Source organism: Kitasatospora viridis, from assembly GCF_007829815.1.
Taxonomy (GTDB): Bacteria; Actinomycetota; Actinomycetes; order Streptomycetales; family Streptomycetaceae; genus Kitasatospora; species Kitasatospora viridis.
The window spans coordinates 878,457-892,730 of sequence record NZ_VIWT01000001.1 but is presented as its reverse complement, the minus strand read 5'-3'; the positions used below and the strand labels follow the sequence as shown (position 1 = coordinate 892,730).

Annotated in this window: 13 protein-coding genes; 7 read left to right on the top strand and 6 right to left on the bottom strand. The window is 74.3% G+C overall.

Annotated elements, in window-relative coordinates:
• Positions 1-22 precede the first annotated feature (22 nt).
• The 7 genes from FHX73_RS04110 to pqqE all read left to right on the top strand — a co-directional run bounded on the left by FHX73_RS04110 (position 23) and on the right by pqqE (position 5,782).
• On the top strand, positions 23-652 hold the full coding sequence (locus tag FHX73_RS04110; RefSeq protein WP_246213338.1) for a response regulator: 630 nt from the start codon (positions 23-25) through the stop codon (positions 650-652).
• Positions 653-776: 124 nt separating this feature from the next.
• Entirely contained in the window at positions 777-2,402 is a 1,626-nt protein-coding gene (locus FHX73_RS04105) for an outer membrane protein assembly factor BamB family protein (RefSeq protein ID WP_145903326.1), read from the top strand.
• A gap of 194 nt (positions 2,403-2,596) precedes the next feature.
• Positions 2,597-2,725: a pyrroloquinoline quinone precursor peptide PqqA gene (gene pqqA / locus FHX73_RS04100; RefSeq protein ID WP_145903325.1), complete on the top strand. Its 129-nt coding sequence runs from the start codon at positions 2,597-2,599 to the stop codon at positions 2,723-2,725.
• Between the two features lie 10 nt (positions 2,726-2,735).
• Positions 2,736-3,638, top strand: coding sequence for a pyrroloquinoline quinone biosynthesis protein PqqB (gene pqqB / locus FHX73_RS04095; protein WP_145903324.1), 903 nt, complete (start codon positions 2,736-2,738; stop codon positions 3,636-3,638).
• A complete protein-coding gene (gene pqqC / locus FHX73_RS04090; protein WP_145903323.1) occupies positions 3,635-4,399 on the top strand; it encodes a pyrroloquinoline-quinone synthase PqqC in 765 nt (254 codons plus the stop codon). The genes pqqB and pqqC overlap by 4 nt, the downstream gene beginning before the upstream one ends.
• Complete coding sequence (gene pqqD, locus FHX73_RS04085; protein ID WP_145903322.1) at positions 4,389-4,658, top strand: pyrroloquinoline quinone biosynthesis peptide chaperone PqqD; 270 nt, start codon at positions 4,389-4,391, stop codon at positions 4,656-4,658. Before pqqC ends, pqqD begins: the two co-directional genes overlap by 11 nt.
• Positions 4,646-5,782, top strand: a complete 1,137-nt coding sequence (gene pqqE, locus FHX73_RS04080) for a pyrroloquinoline quinone biosynthesis protein PqqE (protein WP_145903321.1) — start codon at positions 4,646-4,648, stop codon at positions 5,780-5,782. Before pqqD ends, pqqE begins: the two co-directional genes overlap by 13 nt.
• A gap of 62 nt (positions 5,783-5,844) precedes the next feature.
• On the opposite strand, the gene FHX73_RS04075 is transcribed toward pqqE, so the two are convergent.
• The 6 genes from FHX73_RS04075 to FHX73_RS04050 all read right to left on the bottom strand — a co-directional run bounded on the left by FHX73_RS04075 (position 5,845) and on the right by FHX73_RS04050 (position 14,236).
• Positions 5,845-7,134: an erythromycin esterase family protein gene (locus FHX73_RS04075; protein WP_145903320.1), complete on the bottom strand. Its 1,290-nt coding sequence runs from the start codon at positions 7,132-7,134 to the stop codon at positions 5,845-5,847.
• A complete protein-coding gene (locus tag FHX73_RS04070) occupies positions 7,134-8,153 on the bottom strand; it encodes a methyltransferase (RefSeq protein WP_145903319.1) in 1,020 nt (339 codons plus the stop codon). The genes FHX73_RS04075 and FHX73_RS04070 overlap by 1 nt, the downstream gene beginning before the upstream one ends.
• A gap of 94 nt (positions 8,154-8,247) precedes the next feature.
• On the bottom strand, positions 8,248-9,414 hold the full coding sequence (locus FHX73_RS04065) for an RCC1 domain-containing protein (protein ID WP_145903318.1): 1,167 nt from the start codon (positions 9,412-9,414) through the stop codon (positions 8,248-8,250).
• Complete coding sequence (locus FHX73_RS04060; protein ID WP_145903317.1) at positions 9,411-10,649, bottom strand: acyltransferase family protein; 1,239 nt, start codon at positions 10,647-10,649, stop codon at positions 9,411-9,413. The genes FHX73_RS04065 and FHX73_RS04060 overlap by 4 nt, the downstream gene beginning before the upstream one ends.
• Positions 10,650-10,733: 84 nt before the next feature.
• On the bottom strand, positions 10,734-12,656 hold the full coding sequence (locus FHX73_RS04055) for a glycosyltransferase family 39 protein (RefSeq protein WP_145903316.1): 1,923 nt from the start codon (positions 12,654-12,656) through the stop codon (positions 10,734-10,736).
• Positions 12,653-14,236: an MDR family MFS transporter gene (locus tag FHX73_RS04050; protein ID WP_145903315.1), complete on the bottom strand. Its 1,584-nt coding sequence runs from the start codon at positions 14,234-14,236 to the stop codon at positions 12,653-12,655. The genes FHX73_RS04055 and FHX73_RS04050 overlap by 4 nt, the downstream gene beginning before the upstream one ends.
• Positions 14,237-14,274 lie beyond the last annotated feature (38 nt).

The window sequence follows — 14,274 nt, the reverse complement described above, 5'->3', positions numbered from 1 at the left end:
GTCGAGTTCGCCCGCGGTAAGAGTGCTCATCGCAGACGACCACCCGGTCTTCGCGGCCGGCCTGCGGATCCTGCTGCAGACCATGCAGGGGGTCGAGGTGGTCGGCGAGGTCGACACCGGGCGGGCCGCGGTGGCGGCGGCCCGCGAGACCCGGCCCGACGTCATCTTCATGGACGTCGACATGCCCCAGATGAACGGGATCGCGGCCACCCAGGCGATCGTGGCCCAGGGCACCGGGGCCGCCGTGCTGATGCTCACCATCCTGGATGACATCGACACGGTCCTCGGGGCCCTGCGGGCCGGCGCCCGCGGCTACCTGCTCAAGGGTGCCGGGCCGGAGGACATCACCAGAGCGCTGGCCGCCGTGCGGCAGGGCGCGCTGATCTTCGGCCCGCAGGTGGCCGGCCTGGTGGTGGACCACATCACCAAGCCGGTCGCGCCGCCCTCGGTGATCTTCCCGGAGCTCACCGACCGCGAGCGCGACGTGCTCCGGCTGGTCGCCGACGGCCGCGGCAACGCCGCGATCGCCAGCGAGTTGAGCCTCTCGATCAAGACGGTGCGCAACTACCTCTCCAGGATCTTCGCCAAGCTCCAGGTGACGCACCGCACCGAGGCCGCGATCCGTGCCCGCCAGGAGGGACTGGGGGCCTGACGAACCGTCAGCCCGACGGACCGATAACCTGACGGACCATCAGGCCGGCGCCCCTGCGCGCCGGTCCGGTCCGGCGCGCCGTCGGCCGGCTCCTCCTCATTTCACTCCCATACCGAGGTGAACCATGACCGTGAACAGATGGCGGGCCCTGCTCGGGGCCCTGCTCGGGGCCGCCGCGCTCATCGCGGCCGCACTCGCACCGGCCGATCCGGCCCTGGCCGACGCAGGGGCCCGGCACGGCGCCTCCTGGCCGACCTGGCAGCACGACACCTATGGCAGCCGGTCCAACCCGGACGAGCACCAGATCACCCCGGCCACGGTGTCCGGGCTCAAGCTCAAGTGGGCCTTCACCTACGCCAACCTGCCCTACGCCCGGACCGGCAGCCAGCCCGCGATAGTCGACGGCGTGCTCTACGTGGGCGCGCCGGACGCCAAGTTCTACGCGCTGGACGCCAAGACCGGTGCCACCAAGTGGGTCTACGACACCACCCCGGTGGCCGGCCCGGCCGACGCCTCGCACCAGAACCTGATCCGGGACGGCGCCGCGGTCTCCGGCGGCCGGGTCTACTTCGGCGACAGCCGCGGCTACGTCTACGCGCTGGACACGAAGACCGGCAAGCTCGACTGGGCGGCCAAGGCCGACGACCACCCGCTGGCCGAGATGACCAGCTCCCCGCTGGTCTCCGACGGCAAGGTCTACATCGGCGTCTCCAGCGGCGAGGCCGGCGCCGCCGCCAACCCGAACTACCCGTGCTGCACCTTCCGCGGCTCGGTGGTCGCCTTCGACGCCCGCACCGGGAAGATCGACTGGAAGTACTACACCCTGCCGCCCGCCCAGCGGACCGGCAGCTGGCCCAGCGGGGCCGCGCAGTACGGCCCCTCGGGCGTCGCGGTCTGGGGCACCCCGGTGATCGACCCGGCCAGCGGCACCCTCTACGTCGGGACCGGCAACGACTACACCGGCGCCACCGGGGCCTCCGACAGCCTGCTGGCCCTGGACACCCGCACCGGCAAGCCGCGTTGGACCTACCAGCTGACCGGCGCCGACACCTACACGCTGGCCTGCTCCGGCCCCGACCCGGTCGGCTACTGCCCCAGCCAGGGCCAGGGCACCGCACTGGACGAGGACGTCAGCCCCGCGCCGAACATCTTCAAGGTGCACGGCCGCACCCTGGTCGGCGTCGGCCAGAAGGGCGGTGCCTACACCACCTTCGACGCCCGCACCGGCAAGGTGATCTGGCAGACCCACCTCTCCCCGCCGCCCGCCCCCGGCAAGCAGGACCCGGGCGACGCCGGCATCCAGTGGGGCACCAGCTACGACGGCAAGGCGATCTACGCGGCCACCTGGCGCGGCAACCCCGGCAAGCTGTTCGCCCTCGACCCGGCCGACGGCCACGTCCTGTGGAGCACCCCGGCCCCGGCCGACGGCTGCACCACCGGCGGCGCCGGCCTGACCCCCTCGCTCTGCACCCCGGCCTTCACCCCCGCCGTCACCACCACCCCCGGGCTGGTCTACGAGGGCGGCTACGACGGCAAGTTCCGGATCTACTCGTCCCGCACCGGCACCCAGCTCTGGTCGTTCGACGCGGTGCAGGACTTCCAGGGCGTCAACGGCCTGCCCGGCCGCGGCCTCGGGATCTCCGGCAACGGCGGCGCGGTGGTGGCCAATGGCATGGTCTACGTCCAGGCCGGCTACTACCCGTACTACCCGAGCGACCGCGGCTACGTGCTGCTGGCCTTCGGCCTCTGACCGACCGTCGACTCCGCTCCACCTCGGCCCCGTCCCCGCCAGGGACGGGGCCGACCCGCGTTCCGGAGGGGCGAATCCCAGGCGGCCGGGACGGATGACTCACGACATGGGACCGGGCCGCTGGGACGGTTGGTGCTGCACCGGACGGCGCGAACCGCCCGCCCGGACCGACACCCGACCCGACGGAGGACACCATGACCGAGCAGACCGAGACCCGCACCGCCGCCGCCCCGGCCACCGAGCCGCAGGACTGGGCGGCGCCCGGCTACCAGATCGTCGAGACCTCCCTTGAGGTCACCGGATACGCGTTCACCCAGCGCTGACCGCCCCGCGATGCGGTTGCGCGTTCTGGGCACCGCGGCGGGCGGCGGCGTACCCCAGTGGAACTGTGCGTGCCCGGGGTGCGCCGCCGCCCGTGCCCGTCCCGGGCTCCGCCGCCGGCACGCCTCGCTCGCCGTGCAGGCGGGCGACGGCCGCTGGTACGCGGTCAACGCGACCCCCGACATCGCGGAACAGACCGAGGCGTTCGCCGAGCTCCACCCGGGCCCCGGCCTGCGGGACACCCCGCTGGCCGGGGTCCTGCTCACCGACGGCGAACTCGACCACACCACCGGCCTGTTCCGCCTGCGCGAGGCCCGCGGCCTGCGGGTGCTCGCCACCCCCACGGTGCGCGGCGCGGTCACCGAGGGCCTGCGGCTGGACGCCGTGCTCGGCCCCTACACCGCGCTGCGCTGGGAACCCCTGCCCACCGACCGGGCGGTGCCGCTGGACGAGGAGGGCAGCATCGAGGTGCGGGCCCTGCCGGTCTCCGGCAAGCGCCCCCGCTACGCGGCCGAACTCGACCCGCCCGGCGCGGACTGGTCGGTCGCGCTGTGCCTCACCGACCGGCGGGACGGCCGCACCCTGGTCTACGCCCCGGCGCTGGCCGACTGGCCCGCGGACTTCGACGAACTCGTCCGGCAGGCCGACTGCGTGCTGCTCGACGGCACCTTCTGGGACGACCAGGAGCCGGTGCGCGCCGGCTTCGGCACCCGCACCGCGCGACAGATGGGCCACCTGCCGATCACCGGCCCCGGCGGCACGGCCGAACGCCTGGCCCCCCTGACCGGGGTCCGCCGGCTCTACACCCACCTCAACAACACCAACCCCCTCGTCGACCCCGACGCCGCCGAGCACCAGGTGCTGGCCGCGCTGGGGATCGCCGTCGCCCAGGAGGAGGGCGTGATCACGCCATGACCACCGCCACCACGGACCCCGCGCCCACCGACACCCCAGGGCGCACCGACACCCCCGGGCGCACCGAGCCCTGGCACCCCGCCGAGCTGGAGCGGCGGCTCGGCGAGCTCGGCGACGCCCGCTACCACGCCCGGCACCCCTTCAACCAGCGGATGCACCAGGGCCTGCTCAGCCCTGCCGAGATCCGCCGCTGGGTGCTCAACCGCTTCCACTACCAACGCAACATCCCGGTCAAGGACGCCCTCATCCTGGCCAAGTTCGACGACGCGCAGCTGCGCCGCAGCTGGATCCGGCGGATCCGCGACCACGACGGCGAACGCGCCGGCGAGGGCGGGATCGAGCGCTGGCTGCGGCTCGGCGAGGCGGTCGGCCTCGACCGCGACCTGCTGCTCTCCGGCGAGGGCGTGCTGCCCGGCGTCCGGCTGGCGGTCGGCGGCTACGTCGGCTTCTGCCGCGAGCGCCCGCTGCTGGAGGCCGTCGCCTCCTCGCTCACCGAGCGGTTCGCCCCGAACCTGATGCGCACCCGGATCAGCGCCTGGGAGACCCACTACGACTGGGTCGAACCCGTCGGACTGCGCTACTTCCAGGCCCGGGTGGCCCAGGGCACCCGGGACGGCGAGGAGGCGCTCGGCCTGGTGCACGCCTGGTGCCGGACCCGCGAGGACCAGCAGCGGGTGCTGGACGCCTTCGCCTTCAAGTGCGAGGTGCTCTGGTCCCTGCTGGACGCGGTCGAGCTGGCGGGGAGCACGGATGAGCACTGAGACCGAGCCCTGGCGCCCGGCCCTGGCCCGCTCCCTGGTGCTGCGGCACGACCCGGTCCGGGACGCCGACCTGCTGCTGATGCCCGAGCGCGCGGTGCTGCTCACCGGCGGGGCGGCGCGGATCCTGCGGCTGTGCGACGGCAGCCGCACCGCCGGCGAGATCGTGGCCGAGCTGGCCGCCCGCCACCCCGGCGCGCCGGTCGCCGAACAGGTGCCCGCCTTCCTCGGCCGGGTGCGCGGCGAGGGGTGGCTGCGGTGACCGGGCCACAGGCGCCGGCCGCCCCGGGCGCGCCCTGGGCGCTGCTCGCCGAACTCACCCACGCCTGCCCGCTGCACTGCCCGTACTGCTCCAACCCGGTCGAGCTGGTGCGCCGTTCGGCCGAGCTGGCGACCGAGGACTGGACCCGGGTGATGGCCGAGGCCGGTGCGCTGGGCGTCGTGCAGACCCACCTGTCCGGCGGCGAGCCGCTGCTGCGCACCGACCTGGCGCCGATCGTGGCGGCCGCCGAGGGCGCGGGCATCTACACCCAGCTGGTCACCAGCGGACTCGGGCTGGACCGGGCGCGGCTGGCCGAGCTAGTCGCGGCCGGGCTGCGCTGCGTGCAGCTCTCGGTGCAGGACGCCCGCAAGGGCGAGTCCGAACTGATCGCCGGCCGCCGCTCGTTCGCCGCCAAGGAGCGGGCCGCCGCGCTGGTCGCCGAGGCCGGCCTGCCGCTCGGCCTCAACGTGGTGCTGCACCGCCGCAACCTGGACCGGCTGGACGAGATCATCGAGCTCGGGGTGCGCTGGGGCGCGGAGCGGATCGAGCTGGCGAACACCCAGTTCTACGGCTGGGGCCTGGTCAACCGCGCGGCCCTGCTCCCCACCCGGGAGCAACTCGCCGCCGCGCAGCGCACGGTGGCCGACTGGCGGGAGCGCCTGGGCGACTCGGTCGAGCTGGTCTGGGTGGTGCCGGACTACTACGAGGGCGTGCCCAAGCCGTGCATGGGCGGCTGGGGGGCGCTGTCGATCACCGTCGGCCCCGACGGCAGCGCGCTGCCCTGCCCCGCCGCCTACGCGATCGACGGCCTGGACCCGGACAACGTCCGGGACCGCTCGCTGGCCTGGATCTGGGAGCACTCGGCCGCGTTCAACGCCTACCGCGGCACCGACTGGATGACCGGTCCGTGCGGGGGCTGCCCGCGCAAGGAGATCGACCTCGGCGGCTGCCGCTGCCAGGCCTTCGCGCTCACCGGCGACGCCGCCCGCACCGACCCGGCCTGCTCGCTCTCCCCGGACCACGGGCTGGTCGCCGCGGCCCTGCTGGAGCCGGCCGCGGGGGCCGGCGCCGAGCTGGTCTACCGGCGGCCCAAGCGGGTGCGCGAAGCCGTCCGCCGCTCCTGACACACCGTCCGACAACGCCGGAGCGGGGTGCGCCCACCTGGGCGCACCCCGCTCCGGCGTGCTCACAGCACCTGGCTCGGCGTCAGTTCCTGGCAGTGCACCAGCAGGTCGAACCACCCGGCCAGCGAGCCGCCGGACATCCGGTACGCCTCGGCCGGCTGGTGCTCCGGGTCGTAGATCGAACCGATGATCCGGGTCGGGGCCGGCGCGTCCAGCCAGGCCCGCACCGCCGGCGGCACCTCGCCGCGCAGGTCCAGCAGGTAGCGGGGCAGGCCCGCCTCGGCCAGCGGCCGCTCGGCGAACCCGGCCGGCCCGCTCGGCGCGGGCAGCGGACGGGCGGTGAACGGCGGCATGCTCCAACCGGAGTTGACCGTGCCGCGGTCGAAGGTCAGGCCGATCGACAGGTAGCCGGCGCCGTAGTGCTCGCGCAGGTGCGAGCCGGTGGTGCGGAAGGTCAGGGCCGGCCGGGGCGGCACCGCGACCGCCAGCTGCGCCGCGTCCGCGCTGTGCGCGGTGGTCGACCAGTAGACGATCCGGCTCCCGGTGCGCTCCCGCCACCAGCGCAGGTTGTCGGCCATCCGGGCGTCCCGGTAGCCGTCGTCGATCAGGTGGTGGGCGTAGTGCTCGTAGAAGTAGAGGATCTGCCGGGTGTCCTGCACGGCCCAGGCGTGCTCCTCGTCGCCCTCCTCGTGCGGCAGCTCCTCGACCAGCCGCAGCGCCGCCCGGGCGTGCTCGACGTACGGCTCCTTGTCCGCCACCTGGCCGATGAACCAGCCCACGAAGCCCGGCCGGTCCGGCCGCAGCACGGACAGGTGCCCGGTCAGCTCCGCCAGCGCCGCCGGCGCCGCCTTGGCCACGTGCGCCAGCACGGCGTCGTAGAGCTGCGGACGGGTGTCGAAGGCGCCGACCCCGGCGAACCGGACCGGCTCGGCGTGGGTCTCGTTGTACCGGCGCAGCCAGCGCAGCACGTCCCGCACCTCGGCGGTGCGCCACGGCAGGTTGGCGGTGGCCATCAGCGCGTCCAGGTCGCCCTCGCCGGTGAGCACGTAGCGGTCCAGCTCGCGGCCGAACCCCCAGTCCTCCTCGGTGGCCACGGTCCGGAAGCCGCGCTCCTCGACCAGGTGACGGATGATCCGCTCGCCCAGCGTGAAGTGCTCGTGCCCGCCGTAGCTGGACCCGCCGACCCCGACCACCACCGCCGGGGCGGTGGCCTCGCCGAGCGGGCGCAGGTCGGTGGCCGGGGCCGCCGGGTCGGTCGAGTCCAGCGGCAGCGCGTGCTGCCGCACCCAGGCCGCGGGCTCCGGCCCGAAGTCCGCCGCCGGCTCCGGCGGTCGGATGCTCCCGGCGCCCATCAGTCGACCGGCTCGGCTTCGATGACGGAGAACGCGGTGCCGGTCGGCAGCACCCCGGTCACCCGGTAGCCCGCCTCGGTGAAGACCCGGGTGAAGTCGGCCGCGGTGCGGATGGTGCCGGCCATGGTGACCAGCATGACCAGGTCGAAGCTCTTGGTGAACCGCGAGGTGTCCTGGGTGTGCACCAGCTCGGTCATCGCGATCTTCGCGGTCGGGGAGGCCTTGCGGCAGCGGCGCAGCAGCTCGACCAGCTTGGCGTCGTCCCAGGAGTGCGCGATCTGCTTGGTGGTGTAGAGGTCCACGCCGGCCGGCACGCCGCCGAAGAAGTCGCCGGGGGCGAAGTCCAGTCGGCCGGCCGCCACCAGCGGCGCCAGGTCGGCCCGGGCCCGGGCCTGCTCGACCACCGGCTCCAGGTCGGCCAGCACGCCGCGCTCCACCGACGGGTGGGCGGCCAGGATCGCCGCCAGGTAGCTGCCCTGGCCGCCGCCCAGGTCGGCGACCACCTTGGCCCGCCCGAAGCCCTGGTAGGCCGCGGCCACCGCCGGGCCGAGCGCCTCGGAGAAGCTGGTCATCGCCTCGTTGAAGAGCCGGCCCTGCTCCGGGTTGCGGCCCAGCCAGGCCCAGGTGTTGAGCTGGTGGATCTCGTCGAAGGCGGCCTTGCCGGTGGTCACGCTGTGGTCCAGCCCGCCCCAGCAGTCCCACAGCCACTTGGTGCCGACCAGCCGCGCCATCGCGTACTGCGAGCCCGGCACGTCGGGCCGCAGCAGCTCGGAGAGCGGGGTGTTGGCGAACACACCGGGCTCGGTCTCGGCGAAGACCTGGTCCTCGGCGAGCAGCTGGAGCACCCGGTGCAGCGAGTGCTGGTGGGTGCCGGAGGCGGTGGCCAGCTCGGCCACCGACTTCGGGCCGTCGGCCAGCAGGTCGGCGATCCGGTGCTCGGCGGCGACCGCCAGGCTGGGCACGGTGGCCGGCCACATCAGTTCCAGCAGGTCCATCGGGGAGGTACGCGGTTCGGTCATCGGAATTCTCCTCGTCGGTGCGCGGGTCGGTAGGTGGGACGGTTCGTGGGTCGGTGGGTCGCCTGACGGGTGGTGCGGGGCCCGGGCCGGGCGGTCATCGCAGGGCGAGGCCGTAGCCGCCGCCCGGGTTCTCCCGGAAGTGCGGCACCTCGCCGCCGGCCGTGATGTGCCGGATGTCGGACAGCGCGGGGATCCGGACCGGGGTCTGGTGCTCGTCGGTGCTGCCGTCGCCCAGCTCGCCGTGGTCGTTGCAGCCCCAGGCCCAGACGGTGCCGTCGTCGAGCAGCGCCATGCTGTGGCCCATGTCGCCCGGGTCGACGTCGCCGCCGCCCCCGCTGGCGACCACGGCCTTGGCGCCGCGCAGGCCCAGCACCCGCACCGGGCTGGTGCGGTGGGTGGTGGTGCCGTCGCCGAGCTGGCCGCGGTCGTTCACCCCGAAGGCGCGGACGGTGCCGTCCTCCAGCAGGGCCAGCGTGTGGTGGTAGGCGCAGGCCAGCGAGGCCACCCCGGACAGCTCCAGGGTCTTGACCGGGCTGGAGCGGTGGTTCATGGTGCCGTCGCCCAGCTGGCCGCGGTCGTTGCAGCCCCAGGCGGCCAGCGAGCCGTCGGCCAGCACGGCCAGGCTGTGCCCGCCGCCGGCCGCGATCGACCGGACCTCGCCGAGCCCCTCGACCAGGGCCGGCACGTAGCGGTTGGGGTAGCTGCGGCCGTTGTGCTCCTGCACCGAGCGGCCGGGGCGGGAGTCCGCCCCGGGGCCGTCGCCGAGCTGGCCGAAGTCGTCCCGGCCCCAGCTCCAGACCGTGCCGTCGTCCAGCAGGGCCAGCGCGTGGCCGCCGCCGGAGGCGATCTGGCGGACGCCGCTCAGCTCCTCCACCCGCACCGGAACCGGCTGCACCGCGCGGTACTTGGGGCCGAGGCAGCCGAAGAAGCCGGCCCCGGCGGCCCAGACGGTGCCGTCGTCGAGCAGGAACAGGGTGTGGCCGCCGCCCGGCTCGATCTGCTTGATGCCGCGCAGGCCGCGCACCGGCACCGGACGGGACTGGTTCTCCACGCTGCCGTCGCCGAGCTGGCCGAAGGCGTTGCGGCCCCAGGCGACGGCCGTGCCGTCCTCCAGCAGGGCCACCACGTGGCCGCTGCCGGCCTCCACCGTCACCACCCCCTCCAGGCCCTGGACGGTCAGCGGGCTGCTCTGCGTGGTGGTGCTGCCGTCGCCGAGCTGCCCGTTGGTGTTGTCGCCCCAAGCGGTCAGGACTGCGTTCATTGCGTCTCCCTAGGAGTAGACGTACCGGGAACGGTTGCCGCCCGCGTGCCGCGGCGGGCGCCGAACAGTGCGCGGAGCCCTCGCTCCAGCGGCTGCTCGTAGAGCAGGTGCAGGGCCCCGGCCAGGGCGACCGAGATCACCAGGGCCAGACCGGCCCAGCCGAGGTTGGCCCAGGTGGCCGGGACCTGCTGGTAGAAGAAGTCGTTGAGCGAGTGCCGGTGCAGGGCCAGCGAGCCGACCACGTAGAGCACCAGGTAGTGGAAGAGGAAGAAGGCGTACGACCAGTTGCCGAGTGCCACCACCGGCCGGGAGCCGAGCACCGACCGGACGCCGGCCAGCTCGCGGGTGGCGACCGAGACGATCAGCAGCGCGAAGATCGGCGCGCAGACCGGGTCGAGGGCGTCGTACAGGGTGATGGTCCGCCAAGGCGCGTTCTGGTAGTGCATCAGCACGCCGAGGGCCACCACCAGCAGGGTGACCGGCACCCACGGGCGGACCGGGCTGCGCCAGCCCTTGCGCATCGCGGCCGCCGCGGCGACCCCGAGCAGGAACTCGTTCACCCGGGCCGGCGGTGACATCGTGCCCAGCACCATCGCGTTCAACCCGGTCGTGTCGAGCCGGGTGCCGACCGGCCAGTTGAGCCAGAGGTAGGTCTTGATGCCCCAGCCGACCAGCACGAACAGCACGGCCAGCACCGCGAGCTGACGCAGCGAGCGGCGCAGCATCGGCCGCACCACGGCCGGGAAGAGCAGGTAGAAGGCGGCCTCCACGGAGACCGGCCAGCTGACCGGGTCCGGCGAGGTCAGCAGGCCGTTGCGGTTCCAGGCGTGCACCAGCAGCACGCTGGCGGTGCCGAGCAGCAGGGTCTCGTCGGTGTCGCTGCCCTTGGCGAACCAGAGGGCCAGCGCCACCCCGGCGACCGTGGCGGCCAGCATCAGCGGCCAGATCCGGGCGAACCGGCGGCCGTAGAACCGCCGGGCGGTGTCCCGGTCGCTGAACGACCAGGCGATCACGAAGCCGGACAGCACGAAGAAGTAGGGGACGCCGGCGCCGCCGAGGCCGAACCAGCCGTGGGTGCCGGGGACCGGCAGGAAGACGTTCAGGTGGGCCAGGAAGACGCCGAGGGCGGCCAGCGCGCGCAGGCCGGTCAGCGAGTTCAGTCGGGTGCCGTTCTGGGCCTGCGCGTCGGCAGGCGCGGGTCTGGTCGCGTCGGGGGACAGGATCGCGTTGGACATCGGAACCTCGTTCGGTGACGGGCGGTCAGGGACGACCGGCGAAGCGATTGGTGAAGGTTGATCAGGTGGTGCGGTTCGGTGAGGTCAGTGCGGGGCGCAGTCGGTGAGGACCGGCGTCCCGGGGGGCGCGGGCGTGCCGCCGCCGAGCGGGGTGCAGTGGGCGGTGATCCAGGCGCTGCGGGCCACGCCCACCGGGTCCGGCCGGACCCCGCCCAGCGGCGGCCCGTTCAGCACGAACCGCAGCTCGCCGGAGGCCACCAGGGCCTGCAGCCGGTCGGCGGTGAGCGCCGGGTCGGTGCCGCGGAAGCCGCCCATGTCGAGCACCGGCTGGCCGGTGCCGAGGATGAACGTGCCGGCCGTCGGGCCGTCCGGCACCGCGAGCAGCCAGCGGGCCTTGCCGCGGTTCTGCTCCAGGAATCCGGTCATCCGCGGGTCGAGGCCCTGGTGCTTGCCCAGGATCATCGGCAGCGACTCCCAGACCACGGTGGGCAGCACCGGCTGCTGCAGCGGGCCGGCCTGCGACAGCCCGCCCGGCGAACCCACCCGGACCGTGGTCACGTCGTAGGCGGCCGGTCCGGCCAGCGCGGCGGCCATCGCCACCGCGGCCGCGCCGGCGGCGAACCGGCGGCCGTTGGTGGTGCGGCCGGCCAGCCGGGTGGTGAGCAGGTCGGCGCCGGCCAGCAGCACCGCCACCGCGCCGACCACGCCCACCGCGGGGCGCAGCCAGGGCAGGTAGTGCGGGGTGCGGTCCAGCAGCAGCAGGTCCCAGCCGACGGTGGCGCCCAGGCCCAGCGCGGTGAGCAGGGCCAGGCGGTGACGGATCATCACCGCGAGCCCGCCGCCGGCCAGTGCGGCGACCGCCGGGGCCAGCGCGACCGTGTAGTACGCGTGCCACTGGCCCTGGGCGAAGCTGAAGACCAGCAGGTGCAGCGCGGCCCAGCCGCCCCACATCAGGAACGCGGCCCGGCCCGGGTCGGTGCGCACCGCCCGCCGGGCGGTCCACAGCCCGGCGGCCAGCCCGGCGGCGGCCAGCGGCAGCAGCCAGCCGATCTGTCCGGCCACGTCCGGGGCGAACATCCGGCCGAGGCCGGGGGTGGCGCCGAGCACCTTGTCCGGCACGCCGGGCGGCAGCACCGAGGCGGGCGAGTCGGCGCCGAACAGCCGGCCGGGCCCGTTGTAGTCCCAGAAGCTCTGCAGGATGCTGTTGCCGTTGGTGCTGCCGATGTACGGCCGGTCGGCCGCCGGGGTGAGCGCGACCACCGCGATCCAGGCCCCGCCGACCACCACCAGGGCGGCGGTGGCGGCGGCGAGTTGGGCCAGTCGGCGGCGCACCGGGCCGGGCGCGGCCAGCGCGTACACCACGGCCAGCGCCGGCAGCGGCAGGCAGGCCGCCCACATCTTGGTCATGAAGCCGAGGCCGAGCGCGACGCCGGCCCAGACCAGCGGTGCGGTGCGGCCGGTGCGCACCGCCGAGACCCAGCCCCAGGCGGCCAGCGTCATCAGCAGGGTGAGCACCATGTCGGGGTGGTTGCTGCGGGCCATCGTCACCGTGACCGGGGTCAGCGCGAAGGCGGCGGCGGCCAGCAGGGCGGCCACCTCGCCCCAGACCAGCCGCACCGTGCGGGCCAGCACCGCGGTGGTGCCGACGGCGGCCAGCGCCTGCGGCAGCAGCACGCTGAACGCGCCGAAGCCGAGCGCGTGGGCGGTGAGCGACTCCAGCCAGTAGGCCAGCGGCGGCTTGTCGATGGTGATGAAGTTGCCGGTGTCCAGCGAGCCGAAGAAGAAGGCCTTCCAGCTGTGCGCGCCGCTGAACGCGGAGGCGCCGTAGTAGCTGTCGAAGCCGGTGCCGGAGAGCGACCACAGGTCGAGCCCGGCGGCGAGCAGCAGGATCGCCAGCAGGGCGATCCGGTAGCCGTTGCCGGTGCGGCGGGCGGTGCGATCGGGGGTCGCACCGAGGGTGTCGCGGGTGGCCGTGGAAGTTGCGGAGGACGTGAGTGCGGAGGTCATGGGGTGGGGATCCCCTCGGGTTCGTCGGTGTGCGGGTGGGCCGCGGCGCGGTGGCCGCCGGCCGCGCTGAGCTGGGTGTCGGGGAGGAACAGCGCGAGGGCGAAGGCGATCAGCATCACCGGGACGGCGACCAGGAAGACGCTCTGCAGCGAGTGCGCGAAGGCGTCCACCACCCGGCGGTGCGCCTCCGGGTCGGTGGCGGCCAGGGCCCGGACCGCCTGCGGGTTCTGGAAGACGACCTGCTGGCCGTTGGGCAGCGAGCCGGCGCCGCCGCCGAAGAGCTGGCCGCGCCAGTGCCGCAGCCGGCCCTCCAGCACCGCACCGAAGACCGCGGTGCCGATCGCCGCCCCGATGATCCGGAAGAAGGCGGCCTGCGCGGTGATGGTGCCGATCTCGGACCGGCCCGCGCTGTTCTGCACCAGGATGATCAGCTTGGAGACCACCATGCCCATCCCGGCGCCCATCACCGCCTCGAAGAGCCACAGCTCCCAGCGCGGCGTGCCGGCGTCCAGCCGGCTGAACAGGTAGAGGCTGACGGTCATGGTGGCGATGCCCAGCAGCACCACCCGCTTGGTCCGGCCGAGCACCACCGCGATCAGCCAGCCGCTCAGTCCGGAGCCGGCCATCACCGCGATCATCAGCGGCAGCAGTTGCAGCCCGCCGGTGGTCGGGCCGTCACCGCGCACCACCTGGAGGTAGAGCGGCAGGAAGACGAAGGCGCCGAACATCGCGGTGCCGACCACGAAGGTGATCGCCATCGCCAGGCCGATCTCCGGCTTGCGGAACAGGTGGAGCGGCAGCAGCGGTTGGGCCGCCCGCCGCTCGTTGACCACGAAGGCCACGGCCAGCACGGCCGCGCCGGCCAGCAGCGCGAGCACCTGCGGCGAGGTCCAGGACAGCGTGGAGCCGCCCAGCACCGCGGCCACCAGCAGCGCCGACACGGCCGCGGTGAGCAGCCCGGCGCCGCGGTAGTCGACGCGGCGCTCGGAGCGGGCCACCGCGGGCAGCCGCAGCTGGAGCGCCACGGCGGCCAGCGAGGCCAGCCCGATCGGAACGTTGATCAGGAAGCACCAGCGCCAGGACAGGTACTGGGTGAAGGCGCCGCCGACCAGCGGCCCGACCAGTGAGGCCAGCGCGTACATCGCGCCGACCAGCCCCTGGATCCGGCCGAGCAGCCGTGGTGGCACCACGGTCGCCGAGATGGTGAAGGCCAGCACCACCAGGCCGCCGGCGCCCAACCCCTGGAGCGCGCGGAACAGGGTCAGTTCGACGATGTTCCCGCTCAGCCCGACGGCCAGCGAGCCGGCCGTGAAGAGGCCGATCGAGGCCAGGTAGGCGGACTTGGGTCCGTACCGGTCGGCCAGGCTGCCGTAGAGCGGGGCGGCCACCGTGGAGGTGGCCAGGTAGACCGTCATCACCAGGGTGAGCTTGTCCAGGCCGCCGATCCGGCCGACCAGGGTGGGCAGCGTGGTGCCGACCACCGTCTGGTCCAGGGCGGACAGCAACTGCCCGGTCAGCAGCACGGTCAGAACGGACTTCAGCTGCCAGCTGTTCAGTTTTCCCGGTTGGTCGGTGGCCATCGGGGCTCCTTCGCGGGTGTCAGGCCCTGCGGGCGGGC